This is a genomic window from Variovorax paradoxus (assembly GCF_030815975.1).
In the GTDB taxonomy this organism is placed as follows: Bacteria; Pseudomonadota; Gammaproteobacteria; order Burkholderiales; family Burkholderiaceae_C; genus Variovorax; species Variovorax paradoxus_N.
On record NZ_JAUSXL010000002.1, the window covers coordinates 1,029,856 to 1,051,619 of the forward strand.

General features: G+C 68.5%; 18 protein-coding genes and 1 pseudogene. 4 read left to right on the plus strand and 15 right to left on the minus strand.

Annotated features, from left to right (window positions below; genetic code table 11):
• Positions 1–25 precede the first annotated feature (25 nt).
• The 3 genes from QFZ47_RS08610 (at position 26) to ruvC (ending at position 2,825) form a co-directional block, all read left to right on the plus strand.
• Positions 26–931 carry a 1-acyl-sn-glycerol-3-phosphate acyltransferase gene (locus QFZ47_RS08610; protein ID WP_307655248.1) on the plus strand — a complete coding sequence of 302 codons (906 nt, stop codon included), beginning with the start codon at positions 26–28 and terminating at the stop codon, positions 929–931.
• 354 nt (positions 932–1,285) lie between these two features.
• Positions 1,286–2,275, plus strand: coding sequence for a phosphatidate cytidylyltransferase (locus QFZ47_RS08615; RefSeq protein ID WP_307655249.1), 990 nt, complete (start codon positions 1,286–1,288; stop codon positions 2,273–2,275).
• A gap of 1 nt (position 2,276) precedes the next feature.
• Complete coding sequence (ruvC, locus tag QFZ47_RS08620) at positions 2,277–2,825, plus strand: crossover junction endodeoxyribonuclease RuvC (RefSeq protein ID WP_145740669.1); 549 nt, start codon at positions 2,277–2,279, stop codon at positions 2,823–2,825.
• A gap of 4 nt (positions 2,826–2,829) precedes the next feature.
• Here ruvC and QFZ47_RS08625 read toward each other — a convergent pair whose 3' ends face one another.
• Positions 2,830–4,155, minus strand: a complete 1,326-nt coding sequence (locus tag QFZ47_RS08625) for an alpha-methylserine aldolase (RefSeq protein WP_307655250.1) — start codon at positions 4,153–4,155, stop codon at positions 2,830–2,832.
• Between the two features lie 112 nt (positions 4,156–4,267).
• On the opposite strand from QFZ47_RS08625, the gene QFZ47_RS08630 reads away from it, so the two are divergent.
• The gene (locus QFZ47_RS08630) at positions 4,268–5,227 is read left to right on the plus strand and encodes a LysR family transcriptional regulator (RefSeq protein ID WP_307655251.1); all 960 of its coding nucleotides are present in this window, start codon (positions 4,268–4,270) and stop codon (positions 5,225–5,227) included.
• A gap of 12 nt (positions 5,228–5,239) precedes the next feature.
• Here QFZ47_RS08630 and QFZ47_RS08635 read toward each other — a convergent pair whose 3' ends face one another.
• The 14 genes and pseudogenes from QFZ47_RS08635 to QFZ47_RS08705 form a co-directional block, all read right to left on the minus strand.
• On the minus strand, positions 5,240–5,722 hold the full coding sequence (locus tag QFZ47_RS08635; protein ID WP_307655252.1) for a hypothetical protein: 483 nt from the start codon (positions 5,720–5,722) through the stop codon (positions 5,240–5,242).
• Between the two features lie 67 nt (positions 5,723–5,789).
• A complete protein-coding gene (locus QFZ47_RS08640) occupies positions 5,790–5,966 on the minus strand; it encodes a hypothetical protein (protein ID WP_307655253.1) in 177 nt (58 codons plus the stop codon).
• A 14-nt stretch (positions 5,967–5,980) separates the two neighbouring features.
• Positions 5,981–6,904 (minus strand): UDP-3-O-acyl-N-acetylglucosamine deacetylase, encoded by a 924-nt coding sequence (lpxC, locus tag QFZ47_RS08645; RefSeq protein ID WP_307655254.1) that lies wholly within the window; start codon positions 6,902–6,904, stop codon positions 5,981–5,983.
• Positions 6,905–7,109: 205 nt separating this feature from the next.
• Positions 7,110–8,333 (minus strand): cell division protein FtsZ, encoded by a 1,224-nt coding sequence (ftsZ, locus tag QFZ47_RS08650; protein WP_307655255.1) that lies wholly within the window; start codon positions 8,331–8,333, stop codon positions 7,110–7,112.
• A 169-nt stretch (positions 8,334–8,502) separates the two neighbouring features.
• Positions 8,503–9,732, minus strand: coding sequence for a cell division protein FtsA (ftsA, locus tag QFZ47_RS08655; RefSeq protein WP_013539446.1), 1,230 nt, complete (start codon positions 9,730–9,732; stop codon positions 8,503–8,505).
• A 23-nt stretch (positions 9,733–9,755) separates the two neighbouring features.
• The gene (locus tag QFZ47_RS08660; protein WP_307655256.1) at positions 9,756–10,547 is read right to left on the minus strand and encodes a cell division protein FtsQ/DivIB; all 792 of its coding nucleotides are present in this window, start codon (positions 10,545–10,547) and stop codon (positions 9,756–9,758) included.
• Positions 10,548–10,549: 2 nt separating this feature from the next.
• On the minus strand, positions 10,550–11,521 hold the full coding sequence (locus QFZ47_RS08665; RefSeq protein ID WP_307655257.1) for a D-alanine--D-alanine ligase: 972 nt from the start codon (positions 11,519–11,521) through the stop codon (positions 10,550–10,552).
• Entirely contained in the window at positions 11,518–12,975 is a 1,458-nt protein-coding gene (gene murC, locus QFZ47_RS08670) for a UDP-N-acetylmuramate--L-alanine ligase (RefSeq protein ID WP_307655258.1), read from the minus strand. Before murC ends, QFZ47_RS08665 begins: the two co-directional genes overlap by 4 nt.
• Positions 12,972–14,036 carry an undecaprenyldiphospho-muramoylpentapeptide beta-N-acetylglucosaminyltransferase gene (murG, locus tag QFZ47_RS08675; protein WP_307655259.1) on the minus strand — a complete coding sequence of 355 codons (1,065 nt, stop codon included), beginning with the start codon at positions 14,034–14,036 and terminating at the stop codon, positions 12,972–12,974. Before murG ends, murC begins: the two co-directional genes overlap by 4 nt.
• A 76-nt stretch (positions 14,037–14,112) precedes the next feature.
• Complete coding sequence (gene ftsW / locus QFZ47_RS08680) at positions 14,113–15,411, minus strand: putative lipid II flippase FtsW (protein ID WP_370880573.1); 1,299 nt, start codon at positions 15,409–15,411, stop codon at positions 14,113–14,115.
• A pseudogene (gene murD / locus QFZ47_RS28880) lies at positions 15,408–17,535 on the minus strand (UDP-N-acetylmuramoyl-L-alanine--D-glutamate ligase). The gene ftsW and the pseudogene murD overlap by 4 nt, the downstream one beginning before the upstream one ends.
• A gap of 19 nt (positions 17,536–17,554) precedes the next feature.
• The gene (gene mraY / locus QFZ47_RS08695) at positions 17,555–18,733 is read right to left on the minus strand and encodes a phospho-N-acetylmuramoyl-pentapeptide-transferase (protein WP_145740656.1); all 1,179 of its coding nucleotides are present in this window, start codon (positions 18,731–18,733) and stop codon (positions 17,555–17,557) included.
• Positions 18,734–18,748: 15 nt separating this feature from the next.
• Entirely contained in the window at positions 18,749–20,191 is a 1,443-nt protein-coding gene (locus tag QFZ47_RS08700; protein ID WP_307655261.1) for a UDP-N-acetylmuramoyl-tripeptide--D-alanyl-D-alanine ligase, read from the minus strand.
• A complete protein-coding gene (locus QFZ47_RS08705) occupies positions 20,188–21,762 on the minus strand; it encodes a UDP-N-acetylmuramoyl-L-alanyl-D-glutamate--2,6-diaminopimelate ligase (protein ID WP_307655262.1) in 1,575 nt (524 codons plus the stop codon). Before QFZ47_RS08705 ends, QFZ47_RS08700 begins: the two co-directional genes overlap by 4 nt.
• Between the last annotated feature and the right edge of the window lie 2 nt (positions 21,763–21,764).

The window sequence follows — 21,764 nt, forward strand, 5'->3', positions numbered from 1 at the left end:
CCGCCTGGCCCGTATCATCGCGCCCATGCTGGCAAAGCTCACGGGTTGGTTGTTATTGGGGATCGTCCGGTTGCTCACGGGCGCCCAGGCGCGCTGGTACGGCTGTCCGCCGAAGGCCGAGCAGCGCATCTACTTCGCCAACCACCAGAGCCACGCCGACCTGGTGATGATCTGGGCCGCGCTGCCCGAGGAACTGCGCAGCATCACGCGGCCCATTGCGGCGCGCGACTACTGGGCCAATACGCCGGTCAAGCGCTGGATCACGACCGAGGTTTTCAACGCGGTGTACGTGGAGCGTGCGGCCGCGGCGCCGGCCGCAGCCGTGCAACCGGCAGCACCGGCAGAACCCGAGGCACCCCCACCGCCGCCCGTACGCGCCGCCGCTGCGCCGCAAGCCGAGCGCATCGAGCCTTCGATGGAGCCCTTGCTGCCGATGACGCCGATGGCACCGCCTATCGTCGATGTCACACCCGAAGCGTTCGACGAAGTGCAAGGGCGGCTCGACCTTCCCGCTCCGCCGCCTCTGCCGCTTCTGCCGCCGGTTTCACCGCCCATTGCGCCGCCAGTCATGGAACCGGAGCCGCCCTCACCCGCTGCCGCCCCCGCTTCCGACCCGCTGGCGCCGCTGGTGGAAGCGCTGCGCAGTGGCGACTCGATCATCATCTTTCCCGAAGGCACGCGCGGCCACACGGGAGAGCCGCAGAAGTTCAAGTCGGGCCTCTACACGCTTGCGACGATGTTCCCCGAGGTGGTGCTGGTGCCGGCCTGGATCGACAACGTGCAGCGCGTGATGCCCAAGGGCGAGATCGTGCCGGTGCCCATTCTTTGCTCCGTGACCTTCGGTGCGCCGATCCGCGTCGAAGAAGACGAAGAGCGCCGCCCTTTCCTCGATCGCGCACGTGCCGCGGTGATCGCATTGCGCGACGTCTGAAATGAAGCCCTGTTTTTTCATTCGTCGCATTGGGGGTCATTCGGGGCGCGATCACGTTGATGGTGTGCTCTGCTCCGCGAATGTCCCCCGCCCTTCGGGCTCCTCCTTGATTTCGCTGCGCAGAGCACACCATCAACGTGATCGTCATGCGCAGCGGTCGTTGATCGGCCGCACACCAGCAGCGTGCCCAGGTGCACAGGGCATCGGGTGCTCCCCGCAGCGAAATAAAGGAGGAGGCGAAGCCGGGGGACATTCGCGGAGGGGAGCACCCGGTGGCCTGTGCACGCGCCCTGAACAACAGCGCCTGCACTGCAAACACCCAACAACAAACACAACGCGCGGAGGAAAACTGACATGAACCAGTTCCTGCGCAGCCTCACCCCGACCCAGCAGGTCGCGGCCCTGTTCCTCATCGTCTTCGGCCTGCTCATGATCGCGAGCACCACGGCCTTGTTCCTGAGCTTCAAGGAACGCCGCAACCCCGTGCACGACGCCACCTGGCAGGCCGAGCTGGCGCACTACCGCAAGCTGCTGGGCACCACCTGGTTCATGGTGATCGTGTTCTGGGTCGGCTGGGCCCTTGGCGAGACGGTGGCCACCGTGCTCTTCGCGCTGATTGCCTTCTTCGCGCTGCGCGAGTTCATCACGCTCTCGCCCACGCGGCGCGGCGACCATCGCAGCCTGATTCTCGCGTTCTTCGTGGTGCTGCCGATCCAGTTCTGGCTCGTGGCCACCGCGCGCTTCGACCTGTTCACCGTGTTCATTCCGGTCTACGTGTTCCTCGCGATCCCGGTCGCAAGTGCACTGGCCGACGACCCGAGCCATTTTCTCGAACGCAACGCCAAGCTGCAGTGGGGCATCATGGTCTGCGTCTACGGCATGAGCCATGTGCCGGCGCTGCTGCTCCTGAGCTTTCCGGGCTACGAGGGCAAGAGCGCCTTTCTCGTGTTCTTCCTGGTGTTCGTGGTGCAGACCTCGGTGCTGGTGCAGCACGTGATCTCGCGCCGCACGCAGCGCAAGCCCTTCGCGCCCAACGTGAGCCGCAGCTTCAACTGGACCAGCTGGGGCATCGGCATCGTGGTGGCCAGCCTGGTGGGCGCGCTGTTCTCGTTCATCACGCCCTTCAGGTTCGGCCAGGCCCTCGCGGTGTCCGTCATCGCCTGCATCGCGGGCTCCATGGGCCACCTGGTGATGAAGGCACTCAAGCGCGATCGCGGCATTCCCAACTGGGGCAAGAAGGGTGCGGGCGTGACCGGTGCCAACGGCCTGCTCGACCGCGTCGATGCGCTGTGCTTCGCCGCCCCGATCTTCTTTCACTCGATCCGCTGGTACTTCAACCTCTGACATGCGCATTCTCGGCATCGACCCCGGCCTCCTGACCACCGGCTTCGGCGTGGTGGATTCGGACGGCCATGCACTGCGCTACGTGGCCAGCGGCACCATCAGCACGCGCCACCTGGGCAGCGGCAACCTGCCGGCGCGGCTCAAGGTGCTGTTCGACGGCATTGCGGAAATTGCCGCACGCTACCAGCCCGATGCCTCGGCGGTCGAGATCATCTTCGTCAACGTCAATCCGCAGTCGACGCTGCTGCTGGGCCAGGCGCGCGGCGCCTGCGTGACCTCGCTGGTCAACAGCAAGCTCACGGTGGCCGAATACACCGCTCTGCAGATGAAGAAGGCGGTGGCCGGCCACGGCCAGGCCGCCAAGGCGCAGGTGCAGGAAATGGTGAAGCGCCTGCTCGACCTGCCGGGCCTGCCGGGCGCCGATGCGGCCGACGCGCTGGGCATTGCCATCACGCATGCGCAGGTGGGCCGCTCGATGGCGCGGCTGGCCGAGGCGGCCGAGCTGTCGAAGACGCACGCCGGCACCTACCGGCAGGGACGCTCGCGCTGATGACTCAGCGCACGATGTAGCGCAGCAGGCCGCCCAGCCGCGTGCGGCGCTCGCGCACCTCGGCCGCCACGGACGCCTCATCGCCATCCAGCGCACGCGCGATCCACGACGCGAGCTGCGGCATGTCGTCGGGCGTGAAGCCCAGCCGCACGATCTCCGGCACGCCCAGCCGCAGGCCGTTGATGTCTCCATCGACCGGTGCGATCGGAAGGCCGATGCCGCAGGCCAGCAAGCCACCTTGCGCCAGTTTCTTTGCGGCACGCTGCCCGCCACCCCAGCGCGCGGCCTCCACCGCGAACTGGTGCGATTGCGTGAAGCCGCGTGCCTTGGCGAACACCGGCAAGCCCTCTGCGTCGAGCGCGCGTGCCAGCGCCTGCGCGGTGTCGCGCATCGCCGCGGCGTAGGCCATGCCGTGCACCTTCCAGTCGAGCAGCCCGCGCGCCAGCGCCGCGGTGCGACCCGCATCGGAGTTGGCCGTGAGGCCGGGGTAGGCGATGGCGTCGATGCGTTCCATCAGCGCCGCATCGTTCGACACGATCAATCCACCCGCCGGCCCGCCGAGGCTCTTGTAGGTGCTCATGGTGATCGCATGCGCGCCCTGCTCGAGCGGCTGCGGCCAGGCCTTGCCGGCCACCATGCCCGAGAGGTGCGCAGCATCGAACAGCAGCCTGGCGCCCACGCTGTCCGCGATCTCGCGGATCGCCGGCACCGGGTGCGGAAAGAGATTCAGGCTGCCGCCGATGGTGATGAGCTTCGGCCTCACTTCGCGTGCCAGCCTTGCCAGCGCAGCCACGTCGACCGTGTAGCCATCGGCATCGACCGGCGCGGACACCGTCTTCAACCCATAGAGCCCGGCCGCGCCGGCCGCATGGTGCGTGACGTGGCCGCCGATGGCCGGCGGCGGCGCAATGATCGTGTCGCCGGGCTGGCAGGTCGCCATGAACACATAGAGGTTCGACAGCGCACCGGAACTCACGCGCACTTCGGCAAACTTCGAGCCGAACACCTCGGCGGCCAGCTCGGCCGCAATGACCTCGATGCGCTCGATGGCCTCCAGCCCCACTTCGTACTTGTCGCCCGGGTAGCCCAGCGAGGCACGCGAGCCGAGGCCGCGCGCGAGCAGCGCCTCGGCGGCCGGGTTCATCACGTTGGTGGCGGGGTTGAGGTTCAGGCCCTCGCGGTCATGGATGCGGTGGTTGTCGTCCGCGAGCCTTTCGATCTCGGCGGCGATGCCCGCTGCATCGCGCGCGGCGGCATCGGCAGCGATGGCGAGCACATGGTCTTCGCTGGCGGCGGGAACCCAGGAGCGGCGTTGAAGGGCGGCGGGCATGCGGCGTATCTCGTTGGAAGTGGCAGGTGGCCGCATGGTCGCTTGCGCCATCACTGCGGGCAACACGGATAATCTGGGCCCGAGCCATAGAAAAACTTGGGGTCCACATCGCATGCCGCTTGCACCACCCCGCCCTCGCCTGCCTCCGCACACGGCCGTTCGCGCCTTCGAGGCTGCCGCACGCCACTGCAGCTTCGCGCGCGCGGCCGAAGAGCTGTTCGTCACGCCGGCTGCCGTCGCGCACCAGATCAAGGCGCTGGAGACCTGGGCCGGCGGCGCGCTGTTCGAGCGCCACAGCCAGGGCATCCGCCTCAGCGCGCATGGACGGCGCGCGCTGCCCGCGCTCAGCGCCGCGGTCGACCAGTTCGGCCTCGCGGTGCAGGCACTGCGGCACGAGACGCAGACCGCCGCGCGCCGCAGCACGCTGCAGGTCGCGGCCCTGCCGGCGATGGCCCAGCTGTGGCTGTCGCCGCGGCTTTCGCGGCTGAAGGCGGCGCTGCCCGGCGTGCAGGTGTCCGTGACGGCGCTCGAGCAGCCGCCGAACTTCCGCCGCGAACCCTTCGACCTCGGCCTGTTCTATGCACGCGCCGGCGATCGCATCGAAACGGCCGTCGGCGCGCAGGGCATGGTGCTCGCACGCGACCGGCTCGTGCCGGTGTGCAGCCCGCGCATCCAGCAGCCGCTGCCAAGCGGCCGTCCGCGCCCGCTCGACGACCTGTTCGATGTGCTGGCCCGCTGCGGCGGACTGCACGACACCGTGTGGCACGACGACTGGGCGCGCTGGCTGCAGGCCGTGCGTCCCGGCACCACCGCGGCAGAGGCCGACACACTGGCCGCCGGCCCGGACTTCTCGCTCTATGGCCTCGCGCTGCAGGCGGCGCTCGACGGTGAAGGCGTGCTCATGGGCCGCGAACGTCTGGTGGCGCCGCTGCTCGCGCAGGGCAGGCTGCATGCGCCCTGGGGGCGGCCGAAGGTATTGGGGGACACGCTCGTTCTGCTGGTGCCCGCGCACCGCAAGGGACCGCTGCTGGCGCAGCAGGTGCAGGCGTTGCAGGCGCTGGCTGCGGGCTGAGGCCGCGGACTGCTACCTTCGAAAGTTCAGCCGCCCGTTCGTCCAGCATCCGTCGATCCGCCGATCGTCGACGATCAGGCCGACCCAGGGCCGCGTGATGTCCGGGCTGCCCAGGTTGATGTAGCGGCCGACCAGCCTGTCGGGCGCGATGTACCGGACGTCGAGCAGGGCCTGCCGTTTGCCGCCGTCCCAGTCGAACAGCAGGTAGAAGCGGCTGCCGGCCGCCTTGACGACCGCCTTGCCTTCCTTCCAGGCCTGCGCGGTGTCGCCCGGAATGGTCGGGTCCGCGCCGCCATTCCATCGACTGGACCACGCGCCTGCAATCGAATCCGGAACCTCTTCGATGATCGAACCCCAGCGTTGCGCATTCGGGTCGTCGGCGCCGCCGCCCAGCTCGACGCCGTCGGCGAATTCGTCCACGTCGAGGCCGTCCGGGTCCGGGGCATCCTGGACGCCGAACGGATTCCTCGTGGGTTGTTCAGGGTGTGTGTTCATGGCGCCATCGTGCGCCTGCACCTTTCGCCTGGCATGCCGTTTCCGGACATGCGAACGCAGGAGAAAGCTACGCCACCCGTTCAGCGATCAGCACGGCGAAGAAGCCGAACGCCGCAAGCAGCGTCCACTTGAGCACGATCCACCCGATGCGCCGGTACTTGACCTGGCCCGTTCCCGCATAGAACGCGAACAACACGCCCGCCACCAGCAGAAGCAGCAGGATGGCCCAGCGGAAGAGAAGCATCGCCCGAACGCTGCCTACCAGGCCCGCGCCACTTCGCCGAAACCGCGCGGTGCGCGCTTTTCGTCTTCGAAGGTGACGACCTCGTAGGCATCGCTGTGGGCCAGCAGTTCGCGCAGCAGCTTGTTGTTGAGCGCGTGGCCCGAGCGGAACGCGGTGTACGCCGCGAGCAGCGGCTTGCCGATGATGTACAGGTCGCCCATGGCGTCGAGGATCTTGTGCTTCACGAACTCGTCGTCGTAGCGCAGGCCTCCGGCATTGAGCACCTTGGTGTCGTCCATCACGATGGCGTTGTCCAGGCCGCCGCCGAGCGCCAGGCCCTTGCTGCGCATGTATTCCACTTCCTTGGTGAAGCCGAAGGTGCGGGCACGTGCGATGTCGCGGCTGTAGGAACCGGTGCCCAGATCGAACTCCACGCGCTGGCCGGTGGAGTTGACCACGCGGTGGTCGAAGTCGATCTCGAAGCTGAGCTTGTAGCCGTGGTAGGGCTCCAGGCTGGCCCACTTCTCGTTGGCGCCCTCGCCTTCGCGCACCTCGACCTTGCGCGTCACGCGGATGAAGCGGCGCGGCGCCTTCTGCAGCTCGATGCCCGCGCTTTGCAGCAGGAACACGAAGGACGAGGCCGACCCGTCGAGGATCGGCACTTCGTCGGCCGTGATGTCGATGTAGAGGTTGTCGATGCCCAGGCCCGCGCAGGCCGACATCAGGTGCTCGACCGTCTGCACCTTGGCGCCGCCGGTCGAGACGGTGGAGGCCAGGCGCGTGTCGGTCACCGCTTCGGCGGTCATGCGGATGTCGACCGGCTCGGGCAGGTCGACGCGCCGGAACACGATGCCGGTGTCCACCGGAGCGGGGCGCAGCGTGAGTTCCACGCGCTGGCCGCTGTGTAGCCCCACGCCCACGGCGCGGCTGATCGACTTGAGGGTTCGTTGTTGCAGCACGCCGAAGATTTTAGGCGCGCGGCGGCCATGCCGCCCTATTCCCCTCGCTATGGCAGCGATAGACATGGGTTCTATGCCAGGCGACCGGCGATGGACGCAAAGGGCACGAAGCGGACGCAGCGCCTAGAGTCGGCGGAAGTCCCTTTCAGGTCTTCCCCGTACCCCTTGCGAACCTTCGTGCCCTCTGCGTTCGGTTGCCTTGCCGTCAATCCGCTTGACGGCGCAGGAATGCCGGGATCTCGAAGTCGTCCATGCCGCCCGACGACAGCGCATCCACCTTGGCCGCGGCCATGGTGCGGTTGGTGCGCCACACGCTGGGAACGGCCATGCCGTCGTAGTTCGGCTGGTGGTTGCCGCCGCCGTGGCCGGCGTGGCCCGCATGGCCAGCGCCGAGCGTGGGCACGTTGAACGGGATGTTGTCGGTGCCGGTGCGGATCACTTCGAGCGTCGGGGCCTGGCGGCGCGCATCGGCGCGCGACAGGCCGGTGGCCACCACGGTCACGCGCATCTGGTCGCCCAGGCTTTCGTCGTAGGCCGCGCCGTAGATCACGTGCGCATCGGGCGAGGCGTAGGCGCGGATGGTGTTCATCGCGAGCTTCGACTCGTTGAGCTTGAGCGAACCCTTCGATGCGGTCACCAGCACCAGCACGCCCTTGGCGCCCGAGAGGTCGATGCCTTCGAGCAGCGGGCAGGCCACGGCCTGTTCGGCGGCGATGCGCGCGCGGTCCGGGCCGGCGGCGGCGGCCGTGCCCATCATGGCCTTGCCGGGCTCGCCCATCACGGTGCGCACGTCTTCGAAGTCGACATTCACGCCGCCGTACTCGTTGATGATTTCCGAGATGCCGCCCACGGCGTTCTTGAGCACGTCGTTGGCATGCGCGAAGGCTTCGTCCTGCGTGATGTCCTCGCCCAGCACGTCGAGCAGCTTCTCGTTGAGCACCACGATCAGCGAGTCGACGTTGGCCTCGAGCTCGGCCAGGCCAGCATCGGCGTTGGTCATGCGGCGCCCGCCCTCCCAGTCGAAGGGCTTGGTCACCACGCCCACGGTGAGGATGCCCATCTCCTTGGCCACGCGCGCGATCACGGGTGCGGCGCCAGTGCCGGTGCCGCCACCCATGCCGGCCGTGATGAAGAGCATGTGCGCGCCGTCGATGGCCGCGCGGATGTCGTCCACCGCGGCTTCGGCCGCGTCACGGCCCTTGTCGGGCTTGCTGCCCGCGCCCAGGCCGCTGGTGCCCAGCTGGATGATCTTGTGCGCGTTGCTGCGCTGGAGCGCCTGCGCGTCGGTGTTGGCGCAAACGAACTGCACGCCCTGCACGCCACGCTCCATCATGTGCGCGACAGCATTGCCGCCGCCGCCGCCGACGCCGATCACCTTGATCTGGGTGCCTTGGTTGAATTCTTCGACTTCGATCATTTCGATGGTCATTTCTTACTCCTTGAATTTGCAGTTGCCGTTGTGTATCTATGAATTTTTCTGGTGTCTTGACGAGTTCAACGAAGCTGTCGTCGCGGCGGTGGACCTGTGCGCCGCCATCGCTCGTTGAAATGCAAGGGCGGACCGCCGCGCGCAAGCCAGAGTGGGGAGTGGTTCATGGTCAGAAGTTCCCCACGATGAAGTCCTTGAAACGTCCGAACGCAGTCTTTACGGATCCGTTCTTCTGCGCGACCTTGAAGCCGCGCATGCGTGCGAAGCGTGCTTCCTCGAGCAAGCCCATCACGGTGGCCGCGCGCGGCTGCGCCACCATGTCGGAGAGCGCGCTCGAATACTTCGGAATGCCGCGCCGCACCGGCTTCAGGAAGATGTCCTCGCCGAGCTCGACCATGCCTGGCATCACCGCGCTGCCGCCCGTGAGCACCACGCCCGAGGACAGCACTTCTTCGTAGCCCGACTCGCGCACCACCTGCTGCACCAGCGAGAAAATCTCCTCGATGCGCGGCTCGATCACGCCGGCCAGCGCCTGCTTGCTCAGCATGCGCGGGCCGCGGTCGCCCAGGCCCGGCACTTCGACCTGCTGGTCGGGGTCGGCCAGCAGTTGCTTGGCATAGCCGCTCTCGACCTTGATGTCTTCCGCGTCCTTGGTGGGCGTGCGCAGCGCCATCGCGATGTCGCTCGTGATGAGGTCGCCCGCGATCGGGATCACGGCCGTGTGGCGGATCGCGCCGTTGGTGAAGATGGCCACGTCGGTGGTGCCCGCGCCAATGTCGACCAGCACCACGCCGAGCTCGCGCTCGTCTTCGGTCAGCACCGCCTGGCTCGAGGCCAGCGGGTTGAGCATCAGCTGGTCGACCTCGAGGCCGCAGCGGCGCACGCACTTGATGATGTTCTCGGCCGCGCTCTGCGCGCCGGTCACGATGTGCACCTTGGCCTCCAGGCGCATGCCGCTCATGCCGATCGGCTCCTTCACGTCCTGGCCGTCGATCACGAACTCCTGCGGCTCCACCAGCAAGAGGCGCTGGTCGCTCGAGATGTTGATGGCGCGCGCGGTTTCCACCACGCGGGCCACGTCGGCGGGCGTGACTTCCTTGTCCTTCACCGCCACCATGCCGCTCGAATTGATGCCGCGGATGTGGCTGCCGGTGATGCCGGTGTAGACGCGGCTGATCTTGCAGTCGGCCATCAGCTCGGCCTCCTTCAAGGCCTGCTGGATGCTCTGCACGGTGGCGTCGATGTTCACCACCACGCCTCGCTTCAGGCCATTGCTCGGCGCAATGCCGAGCCCCGCGAGCTTGAGTTCGCCGCCGGGCAGCACCTCGGCCACCACCACCATCACCTTGGCGGTTCCGATGTCGAGTCCGACAACCAGGTCTTTGTATTCTTTGGGCATTGAATGTCCTCGGTATTCGCTATCTATTTCTTCTTGGTCTTGGGGTCGGCAACGACGACCGTGGTGACGCCGCGAAGACGCAGCGCATAGGCGTCGTTGTGCCGCAGGTCGGCCCCCTCGACGTCCGCCGCGGTGCGGCGGTACTGGCCCGCGACCTGGGTCACGGTCTTCAGGAAACGCTGCGTGCGGGCCGTCACTTCCTCGGGCTGGCCGCGGCCCAGTTCGATCTCGGCGCCGGTGTCCAGCACCACCTTCCAGCTGCCCCGGCTCGACAGCGTGAGTTCTTCCACGCTGAAGTCATAGGGCTGGAACAGCGGCGCAATCACGCGGTACATGCCAAGCACCTGCCCGGCCTGCTCGATGGGACCGTCGAGCCGCGGCAGCCGGTCGTCCACCTCGGCCACGTTGGCTTCGAACACCTCGCCAAAGCCGTTGATCAGCTTCGATCCGGCATCGTCGCCCCAGTTGGCCACCGGCACCTGCTCGGTCAGCGTCACGCGCAGCTTGTTCGGGAACTCGCGCCGCACCACCGCCTTGCGCACCCATGGCACCGACTCGAAAGCGCTTCTCGCACGCGCCAGGTCGACGGTGAAGAAGTTGCCTGCGAGCTGCGGCGCGACGTTCGCGCGCAGCGTCACCGTGTTGTTGTGCGTCACGTCGCCGTCGACCTTGATGCCGCCGATGGGAAAGAACGGCTGGCGCAGCACCCACCATGCGCCCGCCGCCAGCAGCATGAGCGCCACCACCACGAACGCCAGGTTCGAGACGATGTTCATGAGCTTGACGTCAAACGGAACAGGGATGCTGTCGGCCATGGCTATTGCGCTCCCCCCGCGGCATCCAGCGAAGCCGAGGCCAGCACGCGCAGGCACAGGTCTTCGTAGGCAATGCCCGATGCGCGCGCCGACATGGGCACCAGCGAATGGCTGGTCATGCCGGGCGAGGTGTTCATCTCCAGCAGGAAAGGCTTGCGGTCGCTCGCGCGGATCATCACGTCGGCGCGGCCCCAGCCGCGGCAGCCGAGCGTGTGGTACGCGGCCAGCGTGATGCGCTGGATCTCGTGCTCCTCGGCTTCGGGCAGGCCGCTCGGGCAGTGGTACTTCACGTCGTCGGTGAAGTATTTGTTCTGGTAGTCGTAGGCGCCTTCGGGTGCGGCAATGCGCACCACCGGCAGCGCAAGGGCTTCGAGGCCGCTGCCGAGCACGGCGCAGGTCACTTCCTCGCCTTCGATGAATTCCTCGCACAGCACGTCGGCGTCGTACTTCGCCGACAGCGCCACGGCGTCCTGCATCTGCGAATAGCCCTCGACCTTGGTCACGCCGATCGACGAGCCCTCGCGCGGCGGCTTCACGATCAGCGGCAGCCCGAGCACGTCGGGCACGGCGCGGATCTGCTCGCGGCTTTGCTGGTCGAAGGCCAGGCGCACGTACCTGGGCGTCGGCAGGCCGTCGGCCTGCCAGATGCGCTTGGTCATGACCTTGTCCATGGCCACGCTCGAAGCCATCACGCCCGAACCGGTGTAGGGAATGCCGAGCAGTTCGAGCGCGCCCTGCACCGTGCCGTCCTCGCCATGGCGGCCATGCAGTGCGATGAAGCAACGCGCGAAACCCTCGCGCCGCAGCTCGACCAGGTCGCGCTCGGCAGGATCGAAGGCATGCGCATCGACGCCGCGCGAGCGCAGCGCCTCGAGCACGCCGTTGCCGGACAAGAGCGAGATTTCGCGCTCGGCGGAGCTGCCGCCGAACAGCACGGCCACCTTGCCGAATTGTTTTGGATCCTGAAGGCTCACGATGCCTCCCCTTTGCGCTTGGTGCGCGTTGTCTGCGGCGGCAACGCCGCGGCTGCTGCAATTTCAACCACCTTGCCCGGCACGGCGCCAATGGAGCCCGCACCCATGCAAAGCACCACGTCGCCGGCGCGCGCGTTGTCCAGGATGGCCTGCGGCATCGCGCCGATGTCGTCGACGAAGACCGGCTCCACCTTGCCCGCCACCCGCAATGCACGCGCCAGCGTGCGGCCGTCGGCCGCCACGATGGGTGGCTCGCCCGCGGCGTAGACCTCGCCCAGCAGCACCGCGTCGGCGTTGCCGATGACCTTGACGAAATCCTCGAAGCAGTCGCGCGTGCGGGTGTAGCGGTGCGGCTGGAAAGCCAGCACCAACCGGCGTCCCGGGAACGCGCCGCGGGCGGCGGCAATGGTTGCGGCCATCTCGACCGGGTGATGGCCGTAGTCGTCGATCACGGTGAAGCTGCCCGCCGGCTGCCCCTGCGCGGCCACGTCGCCATAGCTCTGGAAGCGGCGGCCCACGCCCTTGAAGCCGGCCAGGCCGCGCTGCACCGCTTCGTCGGCAATGCCGAGCTCCACCGCCACCGCGATCACCGAGAGCGCGTTGCGCACGTTGTGCTCGCCCGGCAGGTTCAGCACGATGGGCAGGTCGGGCAGCGTGACGCCGTTGCGCCGTTGCGCCGTGAAATGCATCTGGCCGCCCACCGCGCGCACGTCGATCGCGCGCACCTGGGCGCCCTCGTCGAAGCCGTAGCTCGTGACCGGGCAGGTGACTTCGGCCACGATGTCGCGCACCGCCGGATCGTCGGTGCACAGGATGGCCACGCCATAGAAGGGCATGCGGTGCAGGAAGTCGACGAAAGCCTTCTTGAGCTTCGCGAAGTCGTGCCCGTAGGTTTCCATGTGGTCGGCATCGATGTTCGTGACCACCGCCATGACGGGCAGCAGGTTCAGGAACGAGGCGTCCGACTCGTCGGCTTCCACCACGATGTAGTCGCCGCTGCCGAGCTGCGCATTGGCGCCGGCGCTGTTGAGGCGCCCGCCGATCACGAAGGTCGGGTCGAGCCCGGCGGCTTCGAGCACGCTCGCCACCAGGCTGGTGGTGGTGGTCTTGCCGTGCGTACCCGCAATCGCGATGCCCTGCTTGAGCCGCATCAGCTCGGCCAGCATCAGCGCGCGCGGCACCACCGGAATGCGCTTCTCGCGCGCGGCAAGCACCTCGGGGTTGTCCGACTGCACCGCAGTGGAAGTGACGACCGCATCCGCACCGTCGATGTGCGCGGCGGCGTGGCCCACGAAGGTACCGATGCCCAGGCTCGCGAGCCGGCGCAAGGTGGCGCTGTCGGCCAGGTCGGAGCCGGTGATGCGGTAGCCCAGGTTCAACAGCACCTCGGCGATGCCGCTCATGCCCGAGCCGCCGACGCCCACGAAATGGATGTGATGAATCGCATGCTTCATCTGGTGAGCTCCTCGCAGGCGCGGACGACGGCCTCGACGGCTTCGGTCTTCTGCATGGTCTTGGCCTTGGCGGCCCGTTCGATCAGCGCGTTGCGCCCGGTTTTCTGTAGCAAATCAGCCAGCAATTCAGGAGTGAGGTCGGCCTGCTGCACCAGCCAGCCGCCGCCCGCGTCAACGAGGAAGCGCGCGTTGGTGGTCTGGTGGTCGTCGACCGCCGAGGGAAAAGGCACGAACAGCGCTGCTGCGCCGACGGCCGCGATTTCTGTGACGGTGCTGGCACCGGCGCGCGCGACGATGATGTCGGCGTCGGCGTACGCCTGCGCGGTGTCCTCGATGAACGGCGTGAGTTCGCCTTCGACACCGGCTGCCGCGTAGTTGGCGCGCAGCTCGTCGATCTGTTTGGCGCCGCTCTGGTGCAGCACTTGCGGGCGCGTGGCCGGTTCGATGCGCGCCAGCGCCTGCGGCACCACGGCGTTGAGCGCCTTGGCACCCAGGCTGCCGCCAACCACCAGCAGCTTGAGCGGGCCGCTGCGGCCCGCGAAGCGCACGGCCGGCTCGGGCTGCGAGGTGAACGCCGCGCGCAGCGGATTGCCCACCCATTGCGCCTTCTTCAGCACATGGGGGAAAGCCGTGAACACGCGGTCGGCCACGCCCGCCAGCACCTTGTTGGAGAGGCCGGCCACCGAGTTCTGTTCATGCAGCACCAGCGGCTTGTTGAGCAGCACGCTCATCATTCCGCCCGGAAAGGTGATGTAGCCGCCCAGGCCGACGACCACGTCGGGCTTGACGCGGCGCACCACGCCGATGCTCTGCCAGAACGCGCGCAAGAGCCGCAGCGGGAGCAGGAACAGCGTGAGCGGCCCCTTGCCGCGCACGCCGCCGAACTGCACCGGCTCGAAGGCGAAGCCGCGCGGCGGCACGAGCTTTTCTTCCATGCTGCCGGGCACGCCCAGCCAGTGCACGCGCCAACCGCGCTCGCGCAGGGCCTCGGCGACCGCGAGTCCCGGGAAGATGTGGCCGCCGGTGCCACCGGCCATGACGAGTGCGGTGCGCGCCGTCATACGCGACCCCCCCGCATGAGCGGCGCATCCGCGCCGCAGCGCTGCGCGCTGACCCGGTTTTGGCGAAACAGAGTTCTCATACGCGGCCTCCGCGCATGAGAACTCTGTTTTCGTAATCGATGCGCAAAACCACCGCCAGCGCCACCAGGTTCATCAGGATGGCCGAACCGCCGAAACTCATCAGCGGCAAGGTCAGCCCCTTGGTCGGCAGCGCGCCAAGGTTCACGCCCATGTTGATGAAGGCCTGGAAGCCGATCCACACGCCCACGCCCTGGGCCACGAGGCCCGAGAACACGCGGTCGAGCGCAATCGCCTGGCGGCCGATGTGCATGATGCGGCGCGTGAGCCAGAGGAACATGCCGATGATCAGCAGCACGCCGACCAGGCCGAACTCCTCGCCGATCACCGCGAGCAGAAAGTCGGTGTGCGCCTCGGGCAGCCAGTGCAGCTTCTCGACGCTGCCGCCCAGGCCCACGCCGAAGATCTCGCCGCGGCCGATGGCGATCAGCGAATGCGACAGCTGGTAGCCCTTGCCCAGCGCATGCTCCTCGCTCCATGGATCGAGGTACGCAAAAATGCGCTCGCGGCGCCACGAACTGGAGGCGACGATGGTGCCGAAGGCCACCACCACCAGCGCCGCAATCACGAAGAACATGCGCGCGTTCACGCCACCCAGGAACAGAATGCCCATGGCAATCACGGCAATCACCATGAACGCGCCCATGTCGGGCTCGGCCATCACCAGCATGCCGACCACCACCACCGCAATGCCCATCGGCAGCACGGCGCGGAAGAAGCGCTCCTTGATCTCCATCTTGCGCACCATGTAGCTGGCGGCGTAGAGCACCATCGCCAGCTTGGCGAGCTCGGACGGCTGGAAGCGCATGAAGCCCAGCGGCAGCCAGCGCCGCGCGCCGTTGACGTTGATGCCGATGTGCGGAATGAGCACCGCCACCAGCAGCAGCAGCGAGGCCACGAAGAGCCAAGGCGCGGCGCGTTCCCAAGTCTTCATGGGAATCTGGAAGGCCAGCAGCGCCGCGATGAACGCGAACGCCACCGAGGCCGCGTGCCGCGTGAGGAAGAACGACGCGCTGTAGCCCGCACGGGCGAAGCGCGGGTTGTCCGGCAGCGCGATGGAGGCCGAATACACCATCACCAGGCCCCAGGTGAGCAACGCGACGGTGACCCAGACCAGCGCCTGGTCGAAGCCCAGCACGCGCATCGGCGCGGCCTTGGTCTGCGTGACGCCGGCGCCGCCCAGCCGCACCGGCAGGTGCACGGGCAGCGAATCGATGCCGGTGCGCGCGCGCCTGAACCAGCCGCCGAAACGGCTGGTCTTTGCGTTGGGCGTGGCGCCGGCAGCTGTGGTGCTCACACCGGGTCTCCTGAAGAAAAATCGGCATCGTTCGACGAAGCCGCTTCGCGCGGGTTGTCCGCCAGCGCCTGCACGGCCTCGCGGAACACGGCCGCGCGGTGCTCGTAGTCCTTGAACATGTCGAAGCTCGCACAGGCCGGGGACAGCAGCACGGCATCGCCGGGATTGGCGCGTGCGGCGGCCAGTTGGACGGCCTCTTCCATCGAGCCCGCATGCATCAGCGAAGCGCCGGTGGCGGCCAGCGCCTGTTCGATCAATGGTGCATCGCGGCCGATGAGCACCACGGCACGCGCGTACTGCGCCACGGGCGCGGCCAGCGGTTCGAAGTCCTGGCCCTTGCCCTCGCCACCGAGGATCACGACCACGCGGCGGTCCTCGCCGAGGCCGTTGAGCGCCGCGACCGTGGCGCCGACATTGGTGCCCTTGCTGTCGTCGAAGTACTCGACCTCGTCGACGATGGCAATCGGCTCCACGCGGTGCGGCTCGCCGCGGTACTCGCGCAGGCCGTAGAGCATGGGGCCGAGCGGGCAGCCGGCGGCGCTGGCCAGCGCGAGTGCCGCCAGCGCGTTCATGGCGTTGTGGCGGCCGCGGATGCGCAGCACGTCGGCCGGCAGCAGGCGCTGCAGGAAGATTTCTTCCTCGACCACGGCGCCGCGCTTGCGCTTCTGCGTTTCGTCGGCTTCGAGCGCGCGCACCAGCCAGGCCATGCCGTTGACGCGCTCGATGCCGTAGTCACTGGGACGCAGCGGCATCGCGGCGCCGAAGGTGACATGGGCGCGGACCTGCGGGCGCTGCAGCTTCACCCTGACGGGCGGCGGCAGCATGGCCATCACGCCCGGGTCGTCGCGGTTGAGCACCATGAGGCCTTTGGAGCCGAAGATGCGCGCCTTGGCCGCGGCGTAGGCCGGCATGTCGCCATGCCAGTCGAGATGGTCCTGCGTGAGGTTGAGCACAGTGGCGGCAGTCGGCTCGAAACCCTGCACGCCGTCGAGCTGGAAGCTCGAGAGTTCGAGCACCCAGACCTCGGGCAGCGTTTCGGCGTCGATGTGCGCGGCCAGGGTGTCGAGCAGCGTCGGGCCGATGTTGCCGGCCACGGCCACGCTCTTGCCCGCGCGCTCGACCAGCTGGCCGGTGAGCGCGGTGACGGTGGTCTTGCCGTTGGTGCCGGTGACGGCGAGCACGGCGGGGGTGTAGCCCTTGGGCGCCGGCGGCTCCTCGATCGGCACGAGCTTGAGCTGCGGGCGTGTCCTCTTCCTCGACCGCGGCGGACGCCGGGTTGGTGGCGGAGAGTTCGGCGATCTTGGCGACGAATTCGGCAGCCTCCCTGGCGGCCGTGGGGACGTAGGGCTGGCCAGGGGTCGGCAGACGCGACACGGTGGCGGAGGCCGGCGCTGGCGCGGGGGCGCCCTGCGTCTCGGCCGCGGGCGCCTCTTCCTGCGCTGGCTGTTGCTCTTCTTCGGGCGGCGGCGCGGCGGGAACGCTCAGCGACGGGTCACGCGGCATGGCTTCGGCCTGCGCGGGGAGCACGGGTTCGGTTTCTGGCACGTCGACAGCGACAGCGCTATCGGTATCGGCAGCGGTATCGGCGACGGGCTCGGCCGCTTCCGGCGTCTCGGGCGTTGCCGGCTCGTGCGACGCGTCGGCGGCCGCGCCGTCCACCACTTCCGCCGTTCCACCACCGAGCGGCAATTCGCCTTGCGCTTCGGGCTCCGCCGGCAGCTCCACCGCAGGCTCTTCCTCCTGCAGTTCAGGCGCCGCTTCCACCACCGGCACTTCGACGGTCCGCAGGTCCAGCAGCGCGCGCGCGAACAGATCCAGTTCGCCGCCGACCGCCAGCCCCACGGCCCGCGCCGCATCGACGACCGGCGCGATGGTGGCGGGCGACAGCCCCGGCGAGCGGTACACGGCGCGGATCGGCGTGCCCTCGACCAGCGCGGCCGAGAACGGCCCTCCGACGAACGCCGCGCCGGGCCACTCCGCGCGCAGCGTCGCAAGCAGCGCCGGCGCTTCGCGCGTGTCGGCCACCGTGACGACCGCGCCGTGGCGCGCGCACCAGCGCGCCATCGCCAGCCCGGACGCACCGAGGCCGAGGATCAGGACGGGGAGGTCTTTCAGATGCCGCATGTGCTTTTGCTTTTTCTTCTCACCGCAGCTTCAGCGTCGAAAGGCCCACGAGGCACAGCAGCATCGTGATGATCCAGAAGCGCACCACGACCTGCGTCTCGCGCCAACCGCTCTTCTCGAAGTGATGGTGCAGCGGCGCCATCTTGAGCACGCGGCGGCCTTCGCCGTAGCGCTTCTTGGTGTACTTGAAGTACATGACCTGCGCCATCACCGAGATCGCCTCGACCACGAAGATGCCGCCCATGATGAAGAACACGATCTCCTGGCGCACGATGACCGCGATGGTGCCCAGCGCGCCGCCGAGCGCGAGCGCGCCCACATCGCCCATGAAGACCTGCGCCGGATGGGTGTTGAACCAGAGGAACGCGAGGCCCGCGCCGGCCATGGCCGAGCAGAACACCAGCAGTTCGCCCGAGCCAGGAATGTTGGGGAACAGCAGGTACTTGGAATACACCGCGCTGCCCGTGACGTAGGCGAACACCCCCAGCGCCGAACCCACCATCACCACCGGCATGATCGCCAGGCCGTCGAGGCCATCGGTCAGGTTGACCGCGTTGCTCGCGCCCACGATCACCAGGTAGGTGAGGATCACGAAGCCGATGCCGCCGAGCGGATAGCTCACTTCCTTGAAGAAGGGCACCAGGAGGTTGATCTTGGGCGGAAAGTCGAGGTCGAAGCCCGACTGCACCCAGGCGAAGAACAGCTGCAGCACGCGCCAGTTCGAGCTTTCCGAGATGCTGAAGAGCAGGTAGAAGCCGGCGATCAGGCCGACCACCGACTGCCAGAAATACTTCTCGCGCGAGCGCATGCCCTCCGGGTCCTTGCGCACCACCTTGCGCCAGTCGTCGACCCAGCCGATGGCGCCGAAGCCCAGCGTGACCCACAGCACGATCCAGACGAAGCGGTTGGAGGGATCGAACCACATCAGCGTGGCGAAGGCGATCGCGAACAGCACCAGCACGCCGCCCATGGTGGGCGTGCCGCTCTTGGTCAGGTGCGTTTCCATGCCGTAGCCGCGCACCGGCTGGCCGATCTTGAGCGCGGCCAGGCGGCGGATCACGTAGGGGCCGGCCACCAGGCCGACCACCAGCGCCGTCAGCGCAGCCATCAGCGCACGGAACGTGAGGTACTGGAAAACGCGCAAGAACCCGAACTCGGGCGAAAGTGTCTGCAGCCATTGGGCCAGGCTCATCAGCATGTGGTGTCGCGCGGCTCATGCGTCATGACCGGCCTCCTTTTGTTGTTGTTGTGATTGCTCGATCGCTCGCACCACGCGCTCCATCTTCATGAAGCGCGAGCCCTTGACGAGCACGCTGCCCACCCGGGGCAGCCGCGCCAGCACCGCGGCGCCGAGCGCCTCGATGTCCGGGAAATGGCGGCCGTCGTCACCGCCGTTGTTGCCACCATTGAAGGCGGCCACGCTGTGCGCGGTTTCGGCGCCCAGCGCGTACACCGCCTCGATGCCGCGCTGCCGCGCCCAGTCGCCGACCTCGGCATGGAATTCGGGTGCGCGGTTGCCGACCTCGCCCATGTCGCCGAGCACCAAGAGGCGCGGGCCGGGCAAGGCCGCGAGCACGTCGATGGCGGCGCGCACGGAATCGGGATTGGCGTTGTAGCTGTCGTCCACCAGCGTGAGCGAATGCCCGCCGGGCAGGACGACCTCGCTCGCCTTGGAGCGGCCCTTCACCGGCTCGAAGGCCGTGAGGCCGCGGGCAATGGCCTCGGGCGGAATGCCGGCGGCGAGCGCGCAGGCGGTGGCCGCCAGCGCATTGACCACGTTGTGCCGGCCCGCGATGTGCAGCTGCGCATCGAAATCGCCCAGCGGCGTGCGGATGCGCGCTTGCCATGCGCCCTGCTGCCACTCGGCGCCAACCAGCGAGATGTCGGCATCTTCATGCTCGCCGAAGGTCATGCAGCGGCGCGTGGCGCCTTCGCGCGCCATGTCGTTCCACAGCGGCGTGAACTCGTCGGCGTGCGGGAACACCGCGGTGCCGCCCTCGGGCACGAAGGAAAACACCGCGCCGTTCTCGAGCGCCACTGCCTCGACGGTGGCCATGAACTCCAGGTGTTCGCGCTGCGCGTTGTTGACCAGCGCGATGGTCGGACGCGCAATGGCCGCCAGCCGCGCGATCTCGCCCGGATGGTTCATGCCCAGCTCGACCACCGCATGCTGGTGCCTGGCACGCAGGCGCAGCAGCGTCAGCGGCACGCCGATCTCGTTGTTGAAATTGCCGGCCGTCGCGAGTGCGCGGTCGCCCCTGAAGGCAACCAGCACGGCCGCGATCATCTGCGTGACTGTCGTCTTGCCGTTGCTGCCGGTCACGGCGATCAGCGGCAGATCGAACTGGGCGCGCCAGCCCGCGGCGAGCGCGCCGAGCGCGGCCAGCGAATCGGGCACCTCGAGGCCTGCCAGGCCGGCCGCTTCGAGGCTGCCGTGCGCAATGGCAGCGGCGGCGCCACGCGCCTTGGCATCGGCCAGGAATTCGTTGGCATCGAAGCGTTCGCCCTTGAGCGCCACGAACAGGTCGCCCTCGGCGAGCGTGCGGGTGTCGGTGTGGACGCGGGCAATGGCAGTGGCGCCGTCGCCCACCAGGCGCGCGCCGGGAATCCATTGCTGCGCCTGGGCCAGCGTGAACATCAGCGGCGAATTGCTCATGCGCCACCCCGCTTGGCAAGCGCATCGAGCGCATGGACCCGGTCGGAGAACGGAATGCGCTGGCCGGCAATTTCCTGCCAGGCTTCATGGCCCTTGCCGGCGAGCAGCACCACGTCCTGCGGCGCGGCCTGCGCAATGGCGTCGGCAATGGCGGCCGCGCGGTCGGGCTGCACCTGGGCCGCTTCGGGGCGCGAGAGGCCGAGCAGCACCTGGCTGATGATCGCGTCGGGGTTCTCGCTGCGCGGGTTGTCGCTCGTCACGATCACGCGGTCGGCCCGGCGCTCGACCACCGCGGCCATCATCGGGCGCTTGATCGGATCGCGATCGCCGCCGCAGCCGAACACGCACCAGAGCGCGCCGCCGCGCTGCTGCGCGAGCGGACGCAGGCCGGCCAGCGCCTTGTCGAGCGCATCGGGCGTGTGGGCGTAGTCGACCACCGCCAGCGGCGCACCCGCGCCCGCATCGGCGGCGCCCACGCGCTCCATGCGGCCCGGCACGCTGGTGAGGTTGGCGCAGGCCGCCACGGCCTGCGACAGCGAAAGCCCCAGCGCCCGCAGCGCGCCGAGCACGCCCAGCAGGTTGGCCACGTTGTACTGGCCGATCAAGCCGGTCGACATGCGCTCCACGGCGCCGCCATCGTGTTCGGCCACCGAGAACTGCAGGCCCTGCGCGTCATAGCCGACGTCGCGCGCCATGAGCCGCGCCGGCGCGCCGGCGGCCGACACGGTCCAGACGTCGAGCGCACCGATGCCGGCTTCGAGCAGGTTCGCGCACAGGCTGGCGCCGTGCACGTCGTCGATGTTGATCACCGCGGCGCGCAGGCCGGGCCAGCGGAACAGTTCGGCCTTGGCCTGCCAGTAGGCCTCCATGCTGCCGTGGTAGTCGAGATGGTCCTGCGTGAAATTGGTGAACACCGCCAACGCGATGCGCGCACCGTCGAGCCGGCGTTCGGCGATGCCGATCGACGAGGCCTCGATGGCGCAGGCGCCGAAGCCGCGCTCGACGAGCGAGCGCAATTCGCGCTGCATCATCACCGGATCGGGCGTGGTGAGGCCGGTGTAAGTGAGCTCCGGCGGCACGCCGATGCCCAGCGTGCCCATGACTGCGCACGGCGAAGGCGCGCCGCGTTCGTTGCTGCCGTCGAGCCGCGGTGCGCGAACGCCGCCGGGCACGGCCAGCGTGGAGAGCGATTCGGCGAGCCACCATGCGGTGGAGGTCTTGCCGTTGGTGCCGGTCACGGCCAGCAGTTCGAGCGCGGCCGAGGGGTTGTCGTAGAAGGCCGAAGCGATCGGGCCGGTGGCGGCCTTGAGCCCGGGGTAGCTTGCAATGCGGTCGCTGAAATCGCCCTTGTCGAAGCCGAAGGCGTCGACGCCCTCGTGTTCGACCAGGCAGGCCGCCGCCCCCTGCGCCAGCGCGGAGGCCACGTGCCTGCGTCCGTCGGTGGCGGCACCGGGCCAGGCGATGAAGCCGTCGCCCGCGCCGAGCGGCCGGCTGTCCGCATGCAGCGCGCCGCCTTGCACGCGCTCCTTGAGCCAGAGCGCGGCGAGTGAGGGGGAGGTGAATGTGAGCATGT

Bases quoted from the DNA above. Each gene is read 5' to 3' on its own strand.
- QFZ47_RS08610 (WP_307655248.1), top strand. From the start codon at position 26: ATGCTGGCAAAGCTCACGGGTTGGTTGTTATTGGGGATCGTCCGGTTG.
- QFZ47_RS08615 (WP_307655249.1), top strand. From the start codon at position 1,286: ATGAACCAGTTCCTGCGCAGCCTCACCCCGACCCAGCAGGTCGCGGCC.
- ruvC (WP_145740669.1), top strand. From the start codon at position 2,277: ATGCGCATTCTCGGCATCGACCCCGGCCTCCTGACCACCGGCTTCGGC.
- QFZ47_RS08625 (WP_307655250.1), bottom strand. From the start codon at position 4,155: ATGCCCGCCGCCCTTCAACGCCGCTCCTGGGTTCCCGCCGCCAGCGAA.
- QFZ47_RS08630 (WP_307655251.1), top strand. From the start codon at position 4,268: ATGCCGCTTGCACCACCCCGCCCTCGCCTGCCTCCGCACACGGCCGTT.
- QFZ47_RS08635 (WP_307655252.1), bottom strand. From the start codon at position 5,722: ATGAACACACACCCTGAACAACCCACGAGGAATCCGTTCGGCGTCCAG.
- QFZ47_RS08640 (WP_307655253.1), bottom strand. From the start codon at position 5,966: ATGCTTCTCTTCCGCTGGGCCATCCTGCTGCTTCTGCTGGTGGCGGGC.
- ftsZ (WP_307655255.1), bottom strand. From the start codon at position 8,333: ATGACCATCGAAATGATCGAAGTCGAAGAATTCAACCAAGGCACCCAG.
- ftsA (WP_013539446.1), bottom strand. From the start codon at position 9,732: ATGCCCAAAGAATACAAAGACCTGGTTGTCGGACTCGACATCGGAACC.
- QFZ47_RS08660 (WP_307655256.1), bottom strand. From the start codon at position 10,547: ATGGCCGACAGCATCCCTGTTCCGTTTGACGTCAAGCTCATGAACATC.
- murC (WP_307655258.1), bottom strand. From the start codon at position 12,975: ATGAAGCATGCGATTCATCACATCCATTTCGTGGGCGTCGGCGGCTCG.
- murG (WP_307655259.1), bottom strand. From the start codon at position 14,036: ATGACGGCGCGCACCGCACTCGTCATGGCCGGTGGCACCGGCGGCCAC.
- mraY (WP_145740656.1), bottom strand. From the start codon at position 18,733: ATGCTGATGAGCCTGGCCCAATGGCTGCAGACACTTTCGCCCGAGTTC.
- QFZ47_RS08700 (WP_307655261.1), bottom strand. From the start codon at position 20,191: ATGAGCAATTCGCCGCTGATGTTCACGCTGGCCCAGGCGCAGCAATGG.
- QFZ47_RS08705 (WP_307655262.1), bottom strand. From the start codon at position 21,762: ATGCTCACATTCACCTCCCCCTCACTCGCCGCGCTCTGGCTCAAGGAG.